We start from the raw sequence: 22,372 nt of genomic DNA on the forward strand, positions 1-22,372 counted from the left end.
GGTGAAACCCTTTGACGCGCTGCTGTTTCTGTCGTTCGGCGGTCCGGAGAAACCGGACGATGTGATGCCGTTCCTGGAGAACGTCACCCGTGGGCGTGGCGTCCCCCGGGAGCGTCTAGAGGCGGTCGCGCAACACTACCTGCACTTCGGTGGGGTCTCACCGATCAACCAGTGCAACCGGGACATGATCGCCGCCCTGCGCGCCGAACTGTCGGCGCGCGGGCGGGATCTGCCCGTCTACTTCGGTAACCGCAACTGGCATCCGCTGGTCGCCGACACCGTCGAGCAGATGTATCGCGACGGTCATCGCCGGGTGCTGGTGTTCGGGACGTCGGCGTGGGGCGGATATTCGGGTTCGGTCCAGTACCACGAGGACATCGCCGGCGCGTTGGTCGAGCTGTCCCGCCGCATCCCGCAAGCCGCCGGTGATCCGATGCTCCTGCGTAAACTGCCCCAATTCTGTACCGAGCCCGCATTTCTCGACGCCTGCGCGAGCGCGGTACGCCGGGCGATCGACTCTCTGCCCGCCGACCCCGCCCCGCGTCTGGTGTTCACCGCCCACTCGATCCCCCTCGCCGCCGACCGCCGATTCGGCCCCGTGATCGACGGCCGCGGTATCTACTCCCGCCAGATCGCCGACGCCTGCGCCGCCGTCGCCCAGCGTCTCGGCATCACTGACTACGACCAGGTCTGGCAGTCCCGCTCGGGCCCACCCCAGGTCCCGTGGTACGAACCCGACATCTGCGACCACCTCGACACCCTCGCCGACAACGGCACCGAGTCCGTGGTGGTGTTCCCGATCGGTTTCATCTCCGACCACCTCGAAGTCGTGTGGGACCTCGACAACGAAGCCAAAACCCTCTGCTCCGAACGCGGTCTCGGATTCGCCCGCGCCGCCACCGTCGGCACCGACCCCACCTTCATCTCCCTGGTCGCCGACCTCACCGACCGCTACGCCGACGGCGCCGGCAACCTCGCCGCCCCCGGCGTCGGCGACAACGGCACCGGCAGCTGACCCGCGTCAGTCGGTGACCGACAGTTGTGAGACCAATCGGTTTCCCACCACTTGGTACTCACCATCGACGAGTTGGTACATGGTGATGAAGCCGTCGATGTCGTCGGAGTCGGCGTCGCCGCGAATGATCCAATAGTTCGGGATGCCGAGCGCGGCGTAGACGCGCACCTTGTCGACGGCGTCGCGGTCCTCGCTTCCGGCCGATACGGCCTCGATGACGGTGTGGATGTTGGTGGCGTCGTGGGTGGTGCTGTTCTTGGCGGGACGGTATCCGCTCTCGAACACGACGCCGTCGGCGACGAAGTTGTTTCGGCCGGTCTCGCCTCTGGCGAAGCCGCTGTCGGCGACATACTGTTCACCGGCGACCTCATGACCGAGCCGCAGCCAGTGTTCGAGCACGAGCATCACAATCCGGAAGTGCCAGAACGTGACCGGCATCAGCGTCAGCTCCAATCGGCCCGATCGCAATTCCCACGCCCACCCGGGGGACACCTCGGGGAGGTTGTCGAAGTCGGCCTGCGAACGCACACCGGACGCCGGAAGGTTGATCTGCACTGTCATCACAACCTCGCTTTCGACGGAGCATTCGCGGTCAGCGCCAGGATAGCCGCGGGTCATGTCCAGGTGTCAGTGGACGTCGGCGAGTTGGCGGGCGATGAGTTGGTTGACGGCGGCGGCCCGGGCGCGGCGGGTCAGGGTGGTGAGGCGGCGTAATTCGATGTCGCCGGCCGAATGGGTGCCGGCGGTGTCGCCGAAGGCGGCTCCCGCGGACTCGGCGATCGCGACGATCGCCTCGATCTGGGCAGCCGAATCGAGCATTCGGGATACTCGGATGTCGTCGTGTGGGGGGATGTCCACGCGTAGGCGGTCGGTGCGGCTGCGCAATTCGGCGCGCAGATCGGTGGGGGTACCTCGAAGCCTCAGACCCGCGGTCGACAGCAGCCGGGCCGATTCGGAAACCGCTTGGCGCAGTTCGTATTCGAGTTCGGCTGCCGAGTCCGACGGCGGGGTGGGAAGCGTGTCGGTGTACTCGTGGACCGTCCAGGCGATCATGCCGTCGTGCTCGCGAGGGACCAGCGCCAATGTCGAGACCGGGCCGTCGATCAACAGGACCTCACCGGTCTCGAATGCGGCGGTCGTCGCCGGTGCGGGCGGCAATCCCTGCGGATCACCCGGCCCGGGCAGACGCACACTGAGCGTGCGTGCGGCTCGGATCACCGGGAGCAGGGCCGTCGCGGTGATGCCGTCGAGCCGTCCGGTGCGGTCGTCGATGACGTAGCCGTCGCCGCCGAACATGTCGACGACGTCGTCGGGGGAGCAGCGGCCGGCGATCCAGGCGGCCGCCCACGCCCCGACGGCGCACGTGGGCCACGACGGGGTGAGCAGACGATCGATACTGGTCATAGACCATCGACAATACCGGCCGCCAGATGTGTGGGCAGGACGGAAGATTCGCGGACCCCGGTGAACGGCGTGGGATGTCGGTCGTGACCGCGATACGTCCTAGGGTGTCGGGGTGAGTGATCGCTACGGCCGAGACGTCCTGGCGCAGCCGCGCCGCAGCAAACCCCGCGTACCCGAGGTGGCTGCCGAACTCGACCTGGTGGTCGAGGATGCGGCCACCGGCTTCTGCGGCGCCGTCGTCGGCTATGAGAAGAGCTACGCCGGGGACCTGGTTCGTCTGGAGGACCGCCGGGGGCAAACACGAGTGTTCCTGATGTTGCCCGCCGCGTTCCTCATCGACGGCAAACCGGTCACGCTGGTCAAGCCCAAGGTTCAGCGCGCCGGGTACGGGCAGGCGTCCACGGGCGCCGCGCCGGCGCGCACCGCGTCCGGGTCACGGGCGGTGCCCAAACAGCGCGCCCGTACCGCGCGTGCCAGCCGCATCTTCGTCGAAGGCGTGCACGACGCGACTCTGCTCGAACGGGTGTGGGGCGACGACCTGCGCGTCGAAGGCGTCGTTGTGGAAAGTCTCGACGGTCTCGACAACCTCGACGACGCCCTCGCCGACTTCGAGCCCGGTCCGCATCGGCGTGCCGGAGTTCTCGTCGATCACCTCGTCGCCGGCTCCAAGGAGGCCCGGCTCACCGAATCCGTCGGCGAGAACGTGCTGGTGTGCGGGCACCCCTACATCGACGTGTGGCAGGCCGTGAAACCGGCATCCGTGCGAATCCGGGAGTGGCCGACGATCCCGCGCGGCACCGACTGGAAGACCGGGATCTGTCGCGAACTCGGCTGGGGGACACCACAGGACGGCTGGCGCCGGGTGCTGGCCGGGGTGAAGGACTTCCGGGACCTGGAGGTCCCGATCCTGCGGTCGGTGGAGGAACTGATCGACTTCGTCACCGCCGTCGAAGGCTGACTCCCTGGGTTGCCATGTCACGTATCCGTATCGGGCGTTCGCAGTGGTGCTGTGATCTGGCAGACTGGCCTGCATGAGCGCACTGCTGTGGCTGGGGGCCGCGGTGTTGTTGGCCATCGCAGAGATGCTGATCGGCGACCTGATGCTACTGATGCTGGCCGGTGGAGCGCTGGCCGCCGCCGGGGTCAATGCCGTATTCGACACCCCGATCTGGGTCGACGGCATCGTGTTCGCGGTCGTCTCACTACTGCTCCTGTTGGTGGTGCGGCCGGTCGCCAAGCGGCACCTGCTCAGCAGACCGCGCTATCTGAGCAATACCGAAGCACTCGAAGGCACCAGCGCCATCGTCACCGAGGCGGTGGATGACCGGGACGGCCGGGTGAAGCTGGCCGGCGAGATCTGGTCCGCCCGCACTCTGGAACCGGGTACGCGGATCGCGCCGGGCGAGCAGGTGACCGTGGTGCAGATCGACGGTGCGGTGGCAATCGTATGGAGAGGGTGAACGAGGAATGGAAATCGTCGGACTCGCGGTGCTGGGATTTTTCGTGCTGCTCGCGGCCACGGTGGTGGCCAAGTCAGTCGCGCTGATCCCGCAGGCGGAGGCTGCGGTCATCGAACGACTCGGCCGCTACACCCGTACCGTGTCAGGGCAGCTGACTCTGCTGGTGCCGTTCATCGACACCATCCGCGCCCGCGTCGATATTCGTGAACGGGTGGTGTCGTTTCCGCCGCAACCGGTGATCACCGAGGACAACCTGACGCTGTCGATCGACACCGTCGTCTACTTCCAGGTCACCAACCCGCGGGCCGCGGTGTACGAGATCAACGACTACATCATCGGCGTCGAACAACTTGCCACCACAACGCTGCGCAACGTCGTCGGCGGCATGACGCTGGAAGAGACGCTGACCTCCCGCGACTCCATCAACGGACAGCTGCGCGGTGTTCTCGATGAGGCCACCGGCCGCTGGGGACTGCGCGTGGCCCGCGTCGAGCTCAAGTCCATCATGCCGCCGCCGTCGATCCAGGAGTCGATGGAGAAGCAGATGAAGGCCGACCGTGAGAAGCGCGCCACCATCCTGTGGGCCGAGGGTCAACGGGAGTCGGCGATCAAGACCGCCGAGGGTAACAAGCAGAGCCAGATCCTGGCCGCCGAAGGCGCCAAGCAGGCCGCGATCCTCGAAGCCGAAGCCGACCGGCAGTCGCGGATCCTGCGGGCCCAGGGTGATCGCGCCGCGTCGTATCTGAACGCGCAGGGGCAGGCGAAGGCCATCGAGAAAACGTTCGCCGCGATCCGGTCCAGCAAGCCGACACCGGAGGTGCTCGCGTACCAGTACCTGCAGCAACTCCCGGAGATGGCCAAGGGCCAAGGCAGCAAGGTGTGGGTGGTGCCGTCCGACTTCGGTTCGGCGCTACAGGGTTTCGCCCGGTCCTTCGCCCAGAAGGATGATGACGGCGTCTTCCGCTACCAGTCCACCGACGAACCTGTCGCCGAGGTCGACGAATCGGATATCGAGGACTGGTTCACGCTCGCGCGCGACCCGGAGGTGGCCGCAGCTGTGGCGGAGGCCGAAGCGGTCGCCCGGACCCCTGTCGACGATGGACCGGCCGAGCGCCGGGTACCAGCACGAGATCGGCGTAAGGCCGTCGACGAGCCGCCGCGTCGACCCGTCGAACAACTGTCACCGCCGCAGCATGACCAGCAGGCCGGCGATGGGACGCAGGACAAGACCGTGCAGCACGAGGTCCCGCCGCCCGTACAACGCCCCACGTCACAGCCGTGGAACGTGCAGTCGGGATTCACCCAGCCGCCGGCACCCCAGCACCAGGCGCCGGCTGAGCAGTCATCGCCTCGACAGGGACCCCCGAGCCAGCCGATCCCCAGTCAGCCCGTACCGGGTCAACCACAGCCGAGGTATCCCGAACAGGCCCAGGAATCGTCGCCCTATCAGGTGCTTCCCCGGCAGGGCTACCCTCCGCAGCCTCCGGGCACCCCCGGCCCTGGTCGGCAGGACCCGCCGCGCTGGTAGATCGCGCTGGTAGATCGAGGTTCGGCGTCAGTCAGTGTCGGTTCGAGCCGGATCGGCGGTGGCCGAGTCCGCGGCGTCCGGCCGCGAAGTGCCGACCGGCAGCATCGAGTCGACCACCAGTCCCGCGATCCTGGTGGCGAAGAACAGCACGGTCAGCCCGAGCAGAAGCGGATCGCGCTCACCGGTCAGAGCGTCGCCGAGGAACACGACCGCCGCGGTCCCCGGTGCCATGCCCAGGACGGTGGCCGCCACATACGGAACGGGCCGCACCGACGACAGACCCGCGCAGTAATTGGTGACCGAGAACGGGCAGGCGGCGATGAGCCGCAGCGACCCGATGGCGAGCCAGCCGCGTTGTTCGAGCCGGTACTCGATGGTTCGCACGATCGGTTTACGCAGGTACGGACGCACCTTCTCCCGTCCGACCCGGCGCACGAGTACGAATGCGATGACTGCCGCGGCGGTGGACGCGATCATCGCGCCGGCGAATCCGACAATCGGCCCGAAGAACACCCCCGACATGATCGTGAACGTCGACCTCGGGATGGGTGCGACTGTGACGATCGCCGACACAGTGAAGAACACCCACGGAAACCAGGGCCCCAGACCGTCGCCCCAGTCGCGCACGCTGCCGATGGGTGGCAGCGGCACCAGGTAGGCACACGCGATGACCGCCAGTGCGGCCAGCCCGCCGATGACAGCGGTCCGTATCGCCTTCGGGTCAGATCGTCGCACCCCGGCAACACTACTGCTCTGATCGGACCACTAACGAAACACCGACCGAGCGATCGGCTAAGGTCATGTACGCGTACACACAGTGGTTCACGGAGGTGTCCTGCCCCACATGTCACAGCTCACAGATTCCCTCGACGAGGCGTACCGGAAGTGGTCCTCGTCCGCGGCTGCCGTCCTGGCCAAGTCGCGTCGTGTCGAGGTCGACCAACTTCCGGGAGATGCCGAGTCGTTGCTCGCGACGACCATGGCCGACGGTTTGACGATCCGTCCTCTGTATACAAGGAAGGACGAGACCGTCGAGCCCGGGCTTCCGGGCGAGTACCCGTTCGTCCGGGGCGCCGATCCGCATCGTGACGTGAACGTCGGCTGGCGGGTGACCGAACGGTTCGGCGACGGCGAAACCCGCTCGGCCGCGGAGATCAACGAGGCGATCCTGGATGCCTTCGTCAACGGTGCGAGTGGTCTGTGGCTGGCCGTCGGTGACGGTGTGTCGGCCGGGGATCTGGCCGAGGTCTTCACCGGCGTCTACCTCGACCTGATCCCGGTGACCCTGGATGCCGGCACCGATGCTGTCGCTGCCTCGCGTGCCTATCTCGAGCTGCGCCGTACGGCCCAGGAGGCGCCGGTCGCCGCCCGTCCCACCGCGGCCACAACCGGCTCGCTCGGCCTGTCCCCGCTGACGGCCGCGTTCGCCGGACGTCCCACGATCACCGCCGCAGAGGCCACCGGACTTGCCGGCGAACTCGTCGACTCGGGACAGGCGGTCCGGGCCTTCCGGGTCGACGGTGCCGACTTCGCCACCGCCGGTGCCGACGACAGCCTGCAGCTGGCCCTGACCGTGGCTGCGGCTGTGGCGCATCTGCGTGACCTCACCGCGGCAGGTATCTCCGCGTCGAAGGCGCTGACGCAATTGACATTCGCGGTGTCGGCCGACGACAACCAGTTCGCCACGATCGCTAAGTTCCGTGCACTGCGCAAGATCTGGGCGCGGGTGGCCGACGTGGTCGGGAAGCGGGAAGCGGGTGCGGCCATCACGCACGGCGTCACCGATCTGTCGATGCTGACCCAGCGTGATCCGTGGGTGAACATGCTGCGCACCACCATCGCCGCATTCGGTGCCGGTGTCGGCGGCGCCGATCAGGTCACCGTCCTCGGTTTCGACGCCGCGATCCCCGCTGATCTGCGTACCTCGGGCGCCCAGTTCTCCCGTCGCATCGCCCGCAACACGCAGTTGCTGCTGCTGGAGGAGTCCAATATCGGCCGCGTCATCGACCCGGCGGGCGGTTCCTGGTTCGTTGAATCGCTGACCGATGATCTCGCGGCATCGGCGTGGAACATCTTCACCGAGGTCGAGGGCCTCGGCGGGTATCGCGCCGCGCTGGACTCCGGCTGGATCGCCGACAAGGTGGGTGCTGCTCTGGCCGCCCGCGACGACTCGGTCGCACACCGCAAGATATCGGTCACCGGTGTCAACGAGTTCCCGAACCTCGGTGAGAAACCGATCGAGCGTGCGCTCGCCGACGACAGCGCGGTGGCCACCGGAACCCCGAAGCTCGCTCGCGTGGGACGGGCCTTCGAAGGTCTGCGGGACCGTTCGGACGCACGTCAGGAAGCCACCGGCGCACGACCACAGGTGCTGATGATCCCGCTGGGTTCGGTTGCCGAACACAACGGCCGGACCACCTTCGTGGCCAACCTGCTGGCCTCGGGCGGCATCGATGCGGTCAACCCGGGCCCGGTGACGGCCGAGGAAGTGGCCGGTCACGTCGCGAGCACACCGACATCGGTGGCAGTCCTCTGCGGCACCAAGAAGCGGTACGCCGAGGACGGTCCGGCGGTACTGGCTGCGGCCCGCGCCGCGGGGTTGAGCACAGTACTGCTGGCCGGACCGGCTTCGGAATGGCCCGATCCCGAGAACGCTCCCGACGGTGCGCTCAAGGTGGGAATCGATGCCATCGCCACCCTGACCGGCCTCGTCGATCAGCTTGAGGCAGCGTCCGGCTCGACAGTGGGAGACCAGTCATGACCCAGACCGATCCGGTCACCGAGACCATCCCGGACTTCAGCGGAGTCTCCCTCGATGGCGACACCCCACCGGCCCCGGCCGACAACGAGTCCGATGCCGCGGTGCACCAGCTCGCCGAGTCCAACGGATACACCGTCGAGCAGATCACCTGGAACACCCCGGAACAGATCGCGGTCGCCCCGCTGTACACGCGCGGCGACCGGGACGCGGTGACCCGAGACAGTGAGCACCCGTACCCGTTGGACTCGATTCCCGGTGTGGCGCCGTTCATCCGCGGCCCGTACCCGACGATGTACGTCAACCAGCCGTGGACCATCCGCCAGTACGCGGGCTTCTCCACCGCCGCCGAATCCAACGCCTTCTACCGTCGCAACCTCGCCTCGGGTCAGAAGGGCCTGTCGGTGGCGTTCGACCTGGCCACCCACCGCGGCTACGACTCCGACCACCCGCGCGTGGCCGGTGACGTCGGTATGGCCGGTGTGGCCATCGACTCGATCCTGGACATGCGGCAGTTGTTCGCCGGCATCGACCTGGGGTCGGTGTCGGTGTCGATGACCATGAACGGTGCGGTGCTGCCGATTCTGGCGCTGTACGTGGTGGCCGCCGAGGAGCAGGGGGTGCCGCCGGAGAAACTGGCCGGGACCATCCAGAACGACATCCTCAAAGAGTTCATGGTCCGCAACACCTACATCTATCCGCCCAAACCCTCGATGCGGATCATCTCGAACATCTTCGAGTACACGAGCATCAAGATGCCCAAGTTCAACTCGATCTCCATCTCGGGATATCACATCCAGGAGGCCGGGGCGACCGCCGACCTGGAGCTGGCGTACACCCTCGCCGACGGTGTGGAGTATATCCGTGCCGGTCTCGACGCTGGCCTGGACATCGATAAGTTCGCGCCCCGCCTGTCGTTCTTCTGGGGCATCGGCATGAACTTCTTCATGGAGGTCGCCAAACTGCGCGCGGCACGCCTGCTGTGGAGCGAGCTGGTCGCCGAGTTCAACCCGAAGTCGGCCAAATCGCTGTCACTGCGCACGCATTCGCAGACCTCGGGCTGGTCGCTGACGGCGCAGGACGTGTTCAACAACGTGGCCCGCACGTGCGTGGAGGCGATGGCCGCCACCCAGGGGCACACCCAGTCGCTGCACACCAACGCCCTCGACGAGGCGATCGCGCTGCCGACGGACTTCTCCGCCCGCATCGCCCGCAACACCCAGCTGTTGCTGCAGCAGGAGTCGGGCACCACGCAGTCGATCGATCCATGGGCCGGTTCCAACTACGTCGAGTGGCTGACCCATCAGCTCGCGCAGAAGGCCCGCGCCCACATCGCCGAGGTCGAGGCCGCCGGCGGCATGACGCAGGCCATCAACGAGGGCCTGCCGAAGCTGCGGATCGAGGAATCGGCCGCGCGCACCCAGGCCCGCATCGACTCCGGTCAGCAGCCGTTGGTCGGCGTGAACAAGTATCAGGTCGACGAGGACGAGGAGATCGAGGTCCTCAAGGTCGAGAACTCCAAGGTGCGCGCCGAGCAGCTCGAAAAGTTGGTGCGGCTGCGTGCCGAGCGCGACGAGGCCGCCGTGCAGGCCGCGCTCGCTGATCTGACCCGGGCGGCGGGATCGTCGGACGGCGGTATGGAGAACAACCTGATGGCGCTGGCCATCGAGGCGGCTCGGCACAGTGCGACGGTCGGGGAGATCTCCGAGGCACTGGAGAAGGTCTACGGTCGCCATCAGGCCGAGATCAAGACGATCAGCGGGGTGTACCGGCATGAGGCAGGTCAGGTGAGCAACATCGACGCGGCCATCGACATCGTCAACAGGTTCGCCGACGCCGAGGGCCGGCGCCCGCGTGTGCTCGTCGCCAAGATGGGCCAGGACGGCCACGACAGAGGCCAGAAGGTGATCGCGACCGCGTTCGCCGACCTCGGCTTCGACGTCGACGTGGGCCCGCTGTTCGCGACCCCGGAAGAGGTGGCCCGCCAGGCCGCCGACAACGATGTGCACGTCGTGGGCGTGTCGTCGTTGGCCGCCGGTCACCTCACCCTGGTGCCGGCGCTGCGGGAGGCCCTTGCCGAGGTGGGGCGTCCCGACATCATGATCGTGGTCGGCGGCGTCATCCCGCCGGGGGACTTCGACGAACTGTACGAGGCGGGTGCGGCGGCGATCTTCCCGCCGGGCACGGTCATCGCCGACTCGGCGGTCGAGCTGATCGGCAAACTCGCCGACAGTCTCGACCTCGAGCTGGCCGCATCGGGTTCGGGTTCGTCGGGGGCTGACGAAAGCTGATGGCACGCCGCCCGATTGACGTCGCGGCGTTGACCGAGGGAGTGCTCGCCGACCGCCGGTCCGATCTGGCCCGGGCGATCACCCTCGTCGAGTCGACGCGGCCCGATCACCGCCAGGCCGCGCAGGAGATGCTGCTCGCACTGACCCCGCACGCGGGCAAGTCGTTCCGCGTCGGTATCACCGGTGTCCCGGGCGTCGGCAAGTCCACCACCATCGAGGCCCTCGGGATGCACCTGATCTCGCAGGGCCACAAGGTGGCGGTGCTGGCCGTCGACCCGTCGTCGACACGTACCGGTGGTTCGATCCTCGGCGACAAGACCCGGATGGGCCGATTGTCGGTGGATCCGAACGCCTACGTGCGCCCCTCACCCACGTCGGGCACGCTCGGCGGGGTGACGAAGGCGACCCGCGAGACCATTGTCCTGGTGGAGGCCGCGGGCTTCGACGTAGTGCTGGTGGAGACCGTCGGCGTGGGCCAGTCCGAGGTGGAGGTGGCCCGGATGGTCGACACCTTCACGTTCCTGACCCTGGCCCGCACCGGTGACTCGCTGCAGGGCATCAAGAAGGGTGTCCTGGAACTGGCCGACGTGATCGTTGTGAACAAGGCCGACGGCAAACACCAGGTCGAGGCCAAGGCCGCCGCCCGCGAGCTCAAGAACGCGCTCGGCCTGATCTACCCGCACGACGCGCTGTGGACACCGCCGGTACGCACGATGAGCGCGATCGAGAACACCGGCGTCGACGAGTTCTGGGATACGGTGCTCGATCACAATCGGGTGCTGCGCGAGGCCGGGGAGTTCGACCGCAGGCGCACCCGCCAGCAGATCGACTGGATGTGGGCGATGGTGCAGGACACGGTTCTCTCCCGCCTGGCCTCCAACGAACGCGTCACCGGCATCCGGGGCGACGTCGAATCCTGCGTCGGCACAGGCGAATTGACGCCCGCGCTGGGTGCGCAGCGGATCGTCGCCGCATTTGACGGCAGCTGATCGGCCACCGGCAGGACTCACATGTCCAGGGTGGCCCCGCCGTCGACGCGCAGATCGTGCATCGTGATGTGCCGGGCCGCATCCGAGAGCAGGAACACCGCCGTCGAGGCGATGTCTGCGGGATCGGCGATGCGTCCCAACGGGATTCCGAGCCGGAACTGTTCGGGCGTACCGGTCAGCACCCGCTCGCGGTCGGCGTCGCAGGTCCACATCCCGGTGAGCATCGGCGTCAGCGTCGAACCGGGGGAGACGACGTTCACGCGGATGCCGTGCCCGGCGACAGCAAGTCCCACGCTGCGTGTATACGAGGTGGCCGCAGCTTTGGACGCCGCGTATTCGGCCATCGCGGTCCGCGGAATCGCGGCCGCGTTGCTGGAGAGCACCACGATCGAACCCGCGGTACCCCGGTCGATCATCGCGGACGTCGCCACATCGAGCGTGTTGCGCACGCCGCCGGCATTGACGGCCATGCACACATCCCAGTCGTCGCTCATCACACCGGCCGCGTGGACGAGCAACTCGATCGTGCCGCCGGCGGCCTCGGTGGCCCGCCAGGCCTCCCGCACCGCGTCCTGATCCCGCACGTCCACCGCGCGGACACCGTCGACGCCGGCCTGATCCCAGGCGCTCACCTGCGCGCCGACACTCTCCAGCGCCACCACCACGGCACCGCCGATTCCGCCGGCGGCGCCGGTGACCAGGACATGCCGGCCTGTGACTCCGGGAATCACCGCGAGGCGGCTTGCGCGGACGGGACGAGCGCGGTCAGCACCTCGGCCGCCGACAACACCCGCCCAGCGCGTTTGGCGATGTAGTTGGCTGCCATCTCATGTTCTTCCGCGGAGAAATCTCCGAGCGCGTCGTAGACGAAAAACGGTTCCACATCGCACATGAACGCCTCGGTCGCCGAGATCATGCATCCCATGTGCGCGTAGACGCCGACGACGATCAGCTGGTCACGCCCGTGGTGGGCGAGCAGGTGCCGCATGTCGGTGCGTTGAAAGCTCGAGTAGCGCCACTTGGTGACCTTGATGTTGTGTTCGCGGATCGCCAGTTCGTCGATGATCTCCTCGTCCCGGCCCGAGGACAGGCCTTTGCCCCAGAAGTCGGCGAGGATCCCGCGGCGCGAGGGGTGCTGGTCGCCTGGTTGCGCCGTGAACACGATCGGTACGTCTGCGCGTTCGCATGCCTCACGGATCGCGACCATGTTGGGCAGGGCGGTGGCCATGGGCTCGGCGGCCACGTCGTAGGCGTCGATGAAGTAGCGCTGCATGTCGTGCACGAGCAGGGCGACACGGCTGACATCGATGGTCCAGTCCACGGGCGTCGGGTACGGCCCGGTCGGGACGGGGTACGGGGGGATCTTAGGAATGGCCACCTTGTGAGGGTAGCCTCACTTGGATGAAGGTTGCACCGTGGCCCCAGGAACTCGCCGACCACTACCGCGCTCAGGGATTGTGGCGCGGCGAAACATTCGACGACATGTTGCGTAGTCGCGCTGCCGACCCCCAGGTTGCCCCGCGTACCGCGGTGATCGACGCGACCACCGGCCTCACCTATGCCGAACTCGATGACCACGTCGCCCGGCTCGCCGCCGGCCTGGTGGCACTCGGCATCTGCCGTGACGACAGGGTGCTGCTGCAGATCCCGAACCAGGCCGAGTACGTGATCGTGGTGTTCGCCCTGTTCCGGGTGGGTGCTCTGCCTGTGTTCGGGCTGCCTGCGCACCGGGAGAACGAGTTGGTGGGTATCGCCGGTGCGGCCGAGGCCGTCGCGATCGTGACGCCGCGGCGCATCGGTGCCGTCGACCACCGCGCCCTCGCCGAATCGGTGGCCGCGCAGGTGCCGTCGCTGCGGCACATCATCGATGTCGACGACCTCGCGACTATCTACGCCGATCCGATCGACCATGAGCGGTCGGATCCGTCGGAGATGGCGTTCCTGCAGCTCTCGGGTGGCAGCACCGGCATTCCCAAGCTGATCCCGCGCACCCACGACGACTACCTGTACAGCGTGATCCGCAGCAATGAGGTCTGCGGCGTCACCGCCGATACGGTGTACCTGGCCACGCTGCCGGTGGCGCACAACTTCCCGATGAGCTCGCCCGGCATCCTCGGCGCCCTGTACGCCGGTGGCACGGTGGCGCTCACCGAATCACCGAGCCCGTCGGTGGCCTGGCAGATGGTCGAACGTGCCGGGGTCACGATGACGGGCCTGGTGCCGCCGCTGGCGCGGTTGTGGACCGAGACCGCCGAGGCCGGCACCGACTTCGACCTGTCGACGCTGGACACCGTTCTAGTGGGCGGGGCCCGCTGCCCGGATGAGCTGGCCCGACGCATCGGCCCGGCGCTCGGGGTGACGCTGCAGCAGGTGTTCGGGATGGCCGAGGGATTGGTGTGCTACACCCGCCTCGACGACCCCGAGGAGGTCATCACCTCGACTCAGGGTCGGCCGATGTCCGAGGCGGACGAGCTCCGGCTGGTCACCGAGGACGGGGAGATCGTCACCGACGGCCCAGGATTCCTGGAGACGCAGGGTCCGTACACGATTCGCGGCTATTGGGCCGGCCGCAGTCCCGAATCGTTCGCGCCCGACGGCTGGTATCGCACCGGTGACGTCGTCGAACTGACCGCCGAGGGCAACATGCTGGTGCGCGGGCGCGGCGGCGACAGGGTCAACCGGGGCGGCGAGAAGGTGTCGGCCGAACAACTCGAGGAGGAACTGCTCGCACATCCGGCGGTCCGCGACGCGATCGTCGTCGCCGTCGCCGACAAGTTCCTGGGCGAGCGGACCTGCGCGTACGTGATCGCCGTCGACCCGGAGCAGCCGCCGACGCTGCCGGTGCTGCGCAAGTTCGTCCGCGAGGCAGGGCTGGCCGAATGGAAGCTGCCCGACGTGGTCAAGGTGATCGCGGAGTTCCCGGAGACCGGGGTGGGCAAGGTCAGTCGTAGGCGGTTACGGGAGTTGCTCGCACAGAACTGATCACGTCAGTCAGGCTGCGGTGGGCTCGCTCGGTGCCGACGCACGCAGCGAGTCCACCCGGCGCAGCGAGCCCAGCAGCGCCATCGCTGCCGCGGCCAGGACCAGCATCGTCAGTCCGTAGTAGACGATCGCATCCGAAGCCGGCCAGATGGTGCCGTACATACCGGCCACCAGCGAACCGACGGTGATACCACCCACCTCCTGCGCGGTCCACAGGCCGGTGACCCGGCCCAGGATCGGTCCGGGGGTGTGGTGCTGGATCAGCGAGAAGCGCAGGATCTCCTGGATCGTGTCGCCGTAACCGCCCACCACCAGGATCAGCAGCGCAAGCCACAGCAGTGACGTGAGGCCGAACAGCATGTGCAGGCAGAACGCGAACATCAGCGCACTCATGAGCAGCACGCCGGGCCTGCGTACCCCCGGTAGCCAGCCACTGGTGATCGCGGCGAGCAACGCACCCACCGCCAAGGCCGCGTAGGCGAATCCGATGGCCCGCTCGTCGCCGGAGAAACGTTCGTCGGCCAGGGCGGGGATCAGCGCGACCACACCCGCACCGAGCATCGCCACCACACCCACGGCCATCACCGACCCGACGACACGCTGCGTGCGCAGGAACACCCCGATCGACTGGGTCGACGGGTCGTGTTCGGCATCGCTGTCATCGGGGCCCGGTCCGTGCGGGGGAGCCGCCGGATGGGCAGTCGGCGGCATCGACGGCAGTCCGAACAGCAGCAGCACCGTGATCGCCGAGAGAACCGTCGCCGCCGTGTACGTCCAGCCCACACCGGCGGCGTAGATGATCAGACCGGCGACACCGGGGGAGATCGCGGTACCCACCCGCACCGAGATCGAGTTGAGGGCACCGACGGCGACCATCTTCTCCTTCGGCAGCAGCGTCGGAAGCGAGGCCATCAACGCCGCGATCGACAGCGCCCCGATGAGGCCGTCGGCGGCGGCGAACGCGTACACGGCGACGAACCGCGGTTCACCACCGAATACCCCGAACGCGTTGGCTGCCAGGCCCCCGAATGCCAGCATCGCCCCGGTCCGGCCGATGATGATCATGATGCGCCGGTCGTACTTGTCGGCCAGGATTCCGCCGATGAACATCCCGATGAACGTACTGATGCCGGTGGTGGCCGTGGCACCGCCGACGTGCGCCGACGACTTGGTGAGCTCGTACATCTGGATCGGCACCGACACCATCAGCATCCCGATCCCGACGAGCGAGATCAGCCGCGCGATGAAGATCCGGCGAAACGGTGCGCTCTCGCGCAGGGGGGAGAGGTCGATCAGTATCGAACGGTCCGGCACGCAGGTTAGCCTAGCCATGCTCGGATGACGGTGAGTGCCGGGGTGGCGACGATCAGCCCCGCGTGCCGGTGGTGACGGAATCGTGGGCGAGGATCTGGGCGCGACCACCGATCCGGGCGTCCCCGGACACCGACGCATCGTCGGCGACGACGGCATTGCCGCCGATCTGCGCCCGGCCGTAGACGCGGGCACGATCGCCGACGGTGGCCTTGTCTGAAACGGTCACCGACCCCGCGACCCGGGCGTGGCCGTCGACCCGCGCCTGGCCGGAGATCACGCAGTGTTCGGTGACGGTGGCGTAGTCGAGGATTCTGGCCTCCCCGGACACATGGGCGTTGCCGGAGATCCGGGCATGGTCGCCCGCACTCGCCGAACCGGTGACCACCGCATCCTCCTGAACCCACGCCCCGCCGGAGATCATCGCGTTCCCGGTGATCTCGGCGCTGCCGGAGATCCGGGACTGGCCCAGAACCCGTGCCTCGCCGAAGACAGAGGCATCACCGTCGACACGCGCTGTGCCGGAGATGTCGGCATGATCGCCGACGAACGCGTTGTCGCGGACCACGGCGTTCTCACGTACCCGCGCCGAACCGACCACCCACGCCTCGTCGCCGACCCACGCCTGATCAGCGAGGTTTGCCGGTGACTCGAGCCAGCCGCCCTGATCGCCCGCGGCGACCCGATGCTGGGGCAGGTCGCGGGTCGCGCGGATGCGGCGCACAGTGACCGTATGCGTGATCTCGGCGATGGTGTACGTGAAATCCTCTGCCTCACCGACGAATTCGTAGTACGACGAAGTGGAGATCCGGGTGGTGTCGCCGGTGCCGATCGGCCGGGTGGGCGCATCGGCGGGTGAAGCCCCGACGGGAGCCGGCGCGCGCAGCGCAGCCGCCAGCGCGGCGACGAACTCCGCGCACGAGGTATAGCGATCTGCGGGCTTCTTGGCCAGAGACCGGGTGAACACGACGTCGACTGTCGGCGGCAGCCCGGGACGCATCGCCGCCACCGAGGGCGGGGGATCGACGAGGTGACGTTTGATCACCGATGCCGCGGTCGGCCCGGTGAACGGCTTGCACCCGGTGAGCAGCTGTACGGCCATGCACGCCAGGGCGTACTGGTCGCTGCGGCCGTCGAGATCATCGCCGGAGATCTGTTCGGGCGAGCTGTAGTCGAAGGTGCCGATGAAGCTTCCGGCCGCGGTGAGTCCGTCGTTGCCGCCGATCTGCCGGGCGATCCCGAAGTCCGACAACAAGACCTGACTCGTCTCGGTGTCGATGAGGATGTTCGCCGGTTTCACATCGCGGTGCACCACCCCGCGCCGGTGCCCGAAATCGAGCGCGGACGCCACCGCGCGAAGGATGTCCAGGGCAGCCTCGATCGACATGCCCTGAGGTGAGACTGCCACCTGCGCGGCAGCGGTAGTGCCGCGGACCAGGCGCATGCTCAGCCAGAGCTGGCCCTGATCCTCGCCGCAGTCGTAGATGGGCACGATGTGCGGATGTTCCAGTGAGGCGGCGAGTTGTCCTTCCCGCTGAAAACGGAGCCGGAACTCCGGGTCGGCGGAGACCGGCACGTTGAGCACTTTGAGCGCCACCATCCGGGGCAGTCGGGGATGCTGGGCGGCGTACACGGTTCCCATGCCGCCCTGACCGAGGACCGCCGACACCCGATGCCCGGCGATCACGGATGCCCCGGCTGCGTGCATGTGACAGTGACCTTCCCCTGATACCGCGCCCGTCATGTTGTCGGCTGCGATGTCCACCCGGTGCTGCGCTTACCGGGGAAAAGCAGCGCATGTCCCAGAATCTAACACCCCTCCGCAACCTCGGGTGTGGTCCGGAGTCGGGTGTAGGCCGTTCGAACGGCACCGGAGCGGGCGAGAATGCGAAATCCCCGGGATCCGATGTGGATCCCGGGGATTTCGCGTGTATTGATCTTGCTGGTGTCCGGAGGGGGACTTGAACCCCCACGCCCGTTAATAGGGCACTAGCACCTCAAGCTAGCGCGTCTGCCATTCCGCCACCCGGACAAGGTGTTTGCCGCACTCGCTCAGCCTCCTCGCAGAGGTCGTTCTCGCACCGGCTGGATTACAGTAACCGAGGTTGCCCCGGTTCCCCAAATCACGTAGTAAAAGGGGGTGAGCACCCTCCGCGCGGTCGACGAAGTGGTCGATCTGGTCAGCAGCCTGATCAGGTTCGACACCAGCAACACCGGTGAGCTGAGCACCACCAAGGGCGAGGAGGAATGTGCCCGCTGGGTGGCGCAGCGTCTTGAGGAGGCGGGGTACCTCACCGAGTACGTCGAATCCGGACAGCCCGGCCGTGGCAACGTCTTCGCCAGACTCGAGGGCGATCCGGGCAACACGCGCGGCACGCTCCTCCTGCACACCCACCTCGACGTCGTCCCGGCCGAACCCGCCGATTGGAGCGTGCACCCGTTCTCCGGGTCGGTGTCCGACGGTTACATCTGGGGCCGCGGCGCCGTCGACATGAAGGACATGGTCGGGATGGCGCTGGCGCTGGCGCGTCAGTTCAAACGCGACGGCACCGTCCCACCCCGCGACATCGTGTTCGCTTTCCTCTCCGACGAGGAGGCCGGCGGCGCGTGGGGCTCGCACTGGCTGGTCGAGAACCGACCCGACCTGTTCGACGGAGTCACCGAAGCCGTGGGGGAGGTCGGCGGATTCTCGCTGACCGTCGACCGTCCCGACGGCACCCAACGGCGCCTGTACCTGGTGGAGACCGCCGAGAAAGGTCTGGCGTGGATGCGGCTGACCGCGGACGCCACCGCGGGCCATGGATCATTCCTGCACGCCGACAACGCCGTCACCGAGATCGCCGAGGCCGTCGCCCGCATCGGCCGGCACACGTTCCCGCTCGTGATGACCGAGTCGGTGTCGCAGTTCCTGGCCGAGGTGTCGGCCGAGACCGGCCTGGACCTGAGCCCGGACACCCCAGATCTGGAAACGGCGCTGTTCAAGCTGGGCAACCTGGCCCGCATCATCGGTGCGACCTTACGAGACACCGCCAACCCGACGATGCTCAAGGCGGGGTACAAGGCCAACGTCATCCCGCAGAAGGCCGAGGCCGTGGTCGACTGCCGGGTGCTCCCGGGCCGTCAGGCGGCATTCGAGGCCGAGATCGACGAACTCATCGGACCCAACGTCACCCGCGAATGGATCACCCACCTCGACTCGTACGAGACCACCTTCGACGGTCATCTCGTCGACGCCATGAACGAGGCGATTCTGGCGCACGATCCTGACGGCAAGACCGTCCCGTACATGCTGTCCGGGGGCACGGACGCGAAAGCGTTCGCCAAGCTGGGCATCCGGTGTTTCGGATTCGCACCGCTGCAACTGCCGCCCGACCTCGACTTCGCGGCGCTGTTCCACGGCGTCGATGAACGGGTGCCCGTCGAGTCGCTGCTGTTCGGGACCCGCGTGTTGGAGCACTTCCTGCTGCACAGCTGATCGGCCAACTAGTGTTGATGACGTCCGAACCACCCACAGGAAAGGTTTTTGATGTCGTCGTTCGACCCGTATGCGGCGTTGCCGCAGCTGCCCGGATTCACCCTCACCTCGTCGAGCATCACCGACGGCCGGCCGCTCGCCAACGCGCAGGTCAGCGGCCTGATGGGGGCCGGTGGCGAGGATCTGTCGCCGCAACTGTCGTGGTCGGGTTTTCCCGCCGAGACGCAGAGCTTCGCCGTGACCGTCTACGATCCCGACGCGCCCACCGCATCCGGCTTCTGGCACTGGGCGGTCGCCGACATCCCGGCGGCGGTCACGGAACTGGCCGAGGGCGCCGGTGACGAGACCGGCAGCGGCCTGCCCGCAGGTGCGGTGACGCTCAACAGTGACGCTTCGCTGGCCCGTTTCGTGGGTGCGGCACCGCCTCCCGGGCACGGACCGCACCGGTACTTCGTGGCCGTGCACGCTGTCGACGTGCCCTCGCTCGGCCTCCCCGACGGCGCCACCCCCGCGTACCTGGGTTTCAACCTGTTCTCGCATGCGATCGCCCGGGCGGTCATCGTCGGCACATACGAGCAGGCCGCCGAAGACGTCTGAACAATCCTGGCCGGCCCTGGGTCTTGCCCGGGGTTCAGCTGTTGTCGGCTGAACCCGTCCCGACGGCGTCGGCGACGCAGGAGAAACCCGCTGCCCTGACCCGTTCGGCGATGCCCTCGTTGATCTCCTTCACCAGAACCGGGCCCCCGTAGATGAAGCCGGTGTAGATCTGCAGCAGGTCGGCACCGGCAAGTATCCGCTCCCATGCCTGGTCGATGGTGCTGATGCCCCCGACGCTGACGAGAGCGAGCTTTCCGCCGATCCGCGCGTACAGGCGGCGCAATACCTCCAGCGACCGGTCGGCGACCGGCGGACCGGACAGTCCGCCCGCACCGAGGTCATCGACCTGCGGGGTGGGCGTGCGCAGCCCGGCCCGGGAGATAGTGGTGTTGGTGGCGACGATCCCGGCCAGACCGAGGTCCACGGCCAGGTCGGCGACGGCGTCCACGTCGTCGTCGGCCAGGTCGGGGGCGATCTTGACCAGCACCGGTACGTTCACCTCGTCGAGCACTCCGGCCAGGATCGGCCGCAACGAGTCGACGGCCTGCAGATCGCGCAGTCCCGGGGTGTTGGGGGAGCTGACGTTGACCACCACGAAGTCGGCGAGCGGGCCCAGGGATCGGGCCGACAACCGATAGTCGGCGACAGCATCATCGACCGGCACCACCTTTGTCTTGCCGATATTGGCACCGATCGGCACACTCACCGGACCACGCCGGATCTTCGCGAGATTGGTCGCGGCCGAAGCTGATCCGGGGTTGTTGAAGCCCATCCGGTTGATCAGCGCCCGGTCGTCGGGCAGCCGGAACAGCCGTGGCTGCGGGTTGCCGGGCTGGGCCTGTCCGGTGATGGTGCCCACCTCGGCATGCCCGAACCCGATCTGTCCCCACACGTTGATCGCCGATGCCGACTTGTCGAATCCGGCCGCAAGGCCGAGCGGGGCCGGGAAATCCACTCCGAACACCCGCTGATGCAGGACCGGGTCGTGCTGCCCGAACACCTTGGCAAGCGGGTAGCTGAGTATCTCCGTCGACCCGGCGACCGACAGCAGCCGCGTCATGAGGTGGTGGATGCGTTCGGGACTCAGTAGGAACATCAGCTTGAGCAGCAACGGGTAGATGACGGCGTTGATTCGGCTCAGCACGCTTGGGCCTCTCCTGGTTCTTGAGTGTCCCCGTCGTGGGTGTGCCGATTGCCGGTGTCCCGGCTGTGGGTGTCCGGCGGCGGGGCAGGTTTCGTCTTCTTTCGGCGCAGCAGCACCTTCCGGGTGCCGTCGGAGTAGAGTCGAACCCGCGACAGTTCCCAGCCGCCGAACTCGGCCTCGATCGAGAGCCGCATCGACGCGGTGAGCCGGGTGATGTCGGGAGGCAGCGTCAGCAGCACCGTTTCGACGGTGTCCGACGAGCGTTCCCATCCCCGCGGATAGCGGGAACCGAACCGGGCGCCGGCGCTCACGGCGTCCCCGACGACGGCAGGGTGGTGGTCGGGTCGATGATCTGCACTCCACCACCGCGTGCCGACAGCACGTACAACGCGCCGGTGGAATCGTCGACGGCCAGGCTGTCGGGTTGCACCACCGTCGCCACTCGATGCCGTTCGGCGGGTTCGCCGTCAGCGAGGTCGAACCCGATGAGCTGGTTGACTGCTGTCGCGCTCACCCACAGCAGGTGCCGTTTCTGATCCCAGGCGACGGCGTACGGCGACCCGGACACGGGGTAGCGGAACCGGTTGACGATCGGTTTGCCGAAGAAGCCGAGGATCTCGCCGTCGCGGGTGTTGGCGACCAGCACCCGTCCGTAACTGTCGACGGTGGAGGTGGTGGCGCCGTTACCGGCCCGCAGTGCCGCGCCTTTGGAACCGTCATCGATGTTGATCGGGGTCACCGACGATTGCGCCCGATCCAGGACGACCACCTGCTCGTTGTCGAAGCCGACGCCGGCTGGGGACACGGTTAGGCCGTCGACGCGGACGAAACCACTGATCGTGCGTTCGCGGGACAGATCCTTTCCGAAGACGACGACCGACCCGGACACCGTCCCGACGAGAACCCTGCCGTCGGCGGTCCGTGCCACCACTGTCGGGTCGGTGACGCCGGTCTGTGTGGTCGGGGAGACCTTGTTGTCGGCGCCGATGCGGACGACGACGTCGGGTCCGGCCCCAATCAGGGAGCCGTCGGCGGTGGCGATCAGGCTGGTCAGGGCAGGGGTGGTGATCCGCGCACCCGGAGTGCCCGGTCCGGTGATGCCGGTGCGGTCGAAGCGCAGCACAGTGGTTCCGTCATCGGAGAGTACATAGAAGCGTCCCGACGTCGCCGCGATCGCCTTGCCCTGCGCCGCGGTCACCACGGTGCCCGCCGGAGGGGCGCCGGCCGGCGGTGCGGCCACCGCCGACGCGGGTGTGACGGTCGGCACGTCGGGTGTCGAATCCTCCGACCCGCACGCGGCGACGATCAGCGCGCACGCGATGGTCATCGCCACCCCGGCCATGCGGACACGGGAACGGGGACGGACACCACAACCGGCTGAGCGCATGCCGTCCATCTTGCCGCGTGTGCGCCGCCCA

At 67.7% G+C, this 22,372-nt stretch carries 19 protein-coding genes, 1 tRNA gene and 1 pseudogene; 10 read left to right on the forward strand and 11 right to left on the reverse strand.

Translation table 11 applies throughout. The features are described from left to right. The first annotated feature begins 1 nt into the window (after nt 1). Complete coding sequence (locus tag Q0627_RS20945) at nt 2-1,015, forward strand: ferrochelatase (RefSeq protein WP_298812563.1); 1,014 nt, start codon at nt 2-4, stop codon at nt 1,013-1,015. 6 nt (nt 1,016-1,021) lie between these two features. On the opposite strand, the gene Q0627_RS20950 is transcribed toward Q0627_RS20945, so the two are convergent. Beyond that, nucleotides 1,022-1,576: a Uma2 family endonuclease gene (locus tag Q0627_RS20950; protein WP_298812565.1), complete on the reverse strand. Its 555-nt coding sequence runs from the start codon at nt 1,574-1,576 to the stop codon at nt 1,022-1,024. 66 nt (nt 1,577-1,642) lie between these two features. Then, complete coding sequence (locus tag Q0627_RS20955) at nt 1,643-2,419, reverse strand: hypothetical protein (protein ID WP_298812567.1); 777 nt, start codon at nt 2,417-2,419, stop codon at nt 1,643-1,645. Nucleotides 2,420-2,531: 112 nt separating this feature from the next. Between Q0627_RS20955 and Q0627_RS20960 the strand changes: the two genes are divergently transcribed. The 3 genes and pseudogenes from Q0627_RS20960 to Q0627_RS20970 all read left to right on the forward strand — a co-directional run. After that, a complete protein-coding gene (locus Q0627_RS20960; RefSeq protein WP_298812570.1) occupies nt 2,532-3,377 on the forward strand; it encodes a DUF3097 domain-containing protein in 846 nt (281 codons plus the stop codon). Nucleotides 3,378-3,450: 73 nt separating this feature from the next. After that, nucleotides 3,451-3,879, forward strand: a complete 429-nt coding sequence (locus Q0627_RS20965; RefSeq protein ID WP_291016364.1) for an NfeD family protein — start codon at nt 3,451-3,453, stop codon at nt 3,877-3,879. Nucleotides 3,880-3,886: 7 nt separating this feature from the next. After that, a pseudogene (locus tag Q0627_RS20970) lies at nt 3,887-4,972 on the forward strand (SPFH domain-containing protein); the annotation flags it as partial. A gap of 462 nt (nt 4,973-5,434) precedes the next feature. On the opposite strand, the gene Q0627_RS20975 reads toward Q0627_RS20970, so the two are convergent. Continuing rightward, a complete protein-coding gene (locus tag Q0627_RS20975; protein ID WP_298812573.1) occupies nt 5,435-6,142 on the reverse strand; it encodes a TVP38/TMEM64 family protein in 708 nt (235 codons plus the stop codon). Between the two features lie 109 nt (nt 6,143-6,251). On the opposite strand from Q0627_RS20975, the gene Q0627_RS20980 reads away from it, so the two are divergent. The 3 genes from Q0627_RS20980 to meaB are packed head-to-tail and all read left to right on the forward strand — an operon-like array spanning nt 6,252 to nt 11,445. After that, on the forward strand, nt 6,252-8,168 hold the full coding sequence (locus tag Q0627_RS20980) for a methylmalonyl-CoA mutase family protein (protein ID WP_298812576.1): 1,917 nt from the start codon (nt 6,252-6,254) through the stop codon (nt 8,166-8,168). Then, nucleotides 8,165-10,456, forward strand: a complete 2,292-nt coding sequence (scpA, locus tag Q0627_RS20985; RefSeq protein WP_298812579.1) for a methylmalonyl-CoA mutase — start codon at nt 8,165-8,167, stop codon at nt 10,454-10,456. The genes Q0627_RS20980 and scpA overlap by 4 nt, the downstream gene beginning before the upstream one ends. Continuing rightward, nucleotides 10,456-11,445, forward strand: coding sequence for a methylmalonyl Co-A mutase-associated GTPase MeaB (gene meaB, locus Q0627_RS20990; protein ID WP_298812581.1), 990 nt, complete (start codon nt 10,456-10,458; stop codon nt 11,443-11,445). Before scpA ends, meaB begins: the two co-directional genes overlap by 1 nt. Nucleotides 11,446-11,462: 17 nt before the next feature. Here the strand turns inward: meaB and Q0627_RS20995 are convergent, their stop codons facing one another. Both Q0627_RS20995 and Q0627_RS21000 read right to left on the reverse strand, forming a co-directional pair. Then, nucleotides 11,463-12,176 (reverse strand): SDR family oxidoreductase, encoded by a 714-nt coding sequence (locus Q0627_RS20995; RefSeq protein ID WP_291016041.1) that lies wholly within the window; start codon nt 12,174-12,176, stop codon nt 11,463-11,465. Next, nucleotides 12,173-12,823 carry an isochorismatase family protein gene (locus Q0627_RS21000; protein WP_291016039.1) on the reverse strand — a complete coding sequence of 217 codons (651 nt, stop codon included), beginning with the start codon at nt 12,821-12,823 and terminating at the stop codon, nt 12,173-12,175. Before Q0627_RS21000 ends, Q0627_RS20995 begins: the two co-directional genes overlap by 4 nt. A 23-nt stretch (nt 12,824-12,846) precedes the next feature. On the opposite strand from Q0627_RS21000, the gene Q0627_RS21005 reads away from it, so the two are divergent. Then, nucleotides 12,847-14,427 (forward strand): (2,3-dihydroxybenzoyl)adenylate synthase, encoded by a 1,581-nt coding sequence (locus tag Q0627_RS21005; protein ID WP_291016038.1) that lies wholly within the window; start codon nt 12,847-12,849, stop codon nt 14,425-14,427. A gap of 9 nt (nt 14,428-14,436) precedes the next feature. On the opposite strand, the gene entS is transcribed toward Q0627_RS21005, so the two are convergent. From entS to Q0627_RS21020, 3 genes are all read right to left on the reverse strand, one after another. Next, nucleotides 14,437-15,741, reverse strand: coding sequence for an enterobactin transporter EntS (entS, locus tag Q0627_RS21010; protein ID WP_298812588.1), 1,305 nt, complete (start codon nt 15,739-15,741; stop codon nt 14,437-14,439). A 52-nt stretch (nt 15,742-15,793) separates the two neighbouring features. Beyond that, a complete protein-coding gene (locus Q0627_RS21015; protein ID WP_298812591.1) occupies nt 15,794-17,446 on the reverse strand; it encodes a protein kinase domain-containing protein in 1,653 nt (550 codons plus the stop codon). Between the two features lie 235 nt (nt 17,447-17,681). Beyond that, nucleotides 17,682-17,770: transfer RNA gene (locus Q0627_RS21020), tRNA-Leu, on the reverse strand. A gap of 108 nt (nt 17,771-17,878) precedes the next feature. Here Q0627_RS21020 and Q0627_RS21025 point away from each other — a divergent pair. Continuing rightward, nucleotides 17,879-19,213: a M20/M25/M40 family metallo-hydrolase gene (locus Q0627_RS21025; protein ID WP_298812594.1), complete on the forward strand. Its 1,335-nt coding sequence runs from the start codon at nt 17,879-17,881 to the stop codon at nt 19,211-19,213. Nucleotides 19,214-19,264: 51 nt separating this feature from the next. Further along, nucleotides 19,265-19,810 (forward strand): YbhB/YbcL family Raf kinase inhibitor-like protein, encoded by a 546-nt coding sequence (locus Q0627_RS21030; protein WP_298812596.1) that lies wholly within the window; start codon nt 19,265-19,267, stop codon nt 19,808-19,810. A gap of 34 nt (nt 19,811-19,844) precedes the next feature. Here the strand turns inward: Q0627_RS21030 and Q0627_RS21035 are convergent, their stop codons facing one another. From Q0627_RS21035 to Q0627_RS21045, 3 genes are read right to left on the reverse strand one after another with little or no spacing between them, the layout of a single operon-like run. Further along, nucleotides 19,845-20,954, reverse strand: a complete 1,110-nt coding sequence (locus tag Q0627_RS21035) for a quinone-dependent dihydroorotate dehydrogenase (RefSeq protein ID WP_298812599.1) — start codon at nt 20,952-20,954, stop codon at nt 19,845-19,847. After that, complete coding sequence (locus Q0627_RS21040) at nt 20,948-21,265, reverse strand: DUF5703 family protein (RefSeq protein WP_291016029.1); 318 nt, start codon at nt 21,263-21,265, stop codon at nt 20,948-20,950. Before Q0627_RS21040 ends, Q0627_RS21035 begins: the two co-directional genes overlap by 7 nt. Next, on the reverse strand, nt 21,262-22,296 hold the full coding sequence (locus Q0627_RS21045; protein ID WP_298812601.1) for a YncE family protein: 1,035 nt from the start codon (nt 22,294-22,296) through the stop codon (nt 21,262-21,264). The genes Q0627_RS21040 and Q0627_RS21045 overlap by 4 nt, the downstream gene beginning before the upstream one ends. Between the last annotated feature and the right edge of the window lie 76 nt (nt 22,297-22,372).

This window comes from uncultured Gordonia sp., from assembly GCF_937858515.1.
Lineage (GTDB): Bacteria > Actinomycetota > Actinomycetes > Mycobacteriales > Mycobacteriaceae > Gordonia.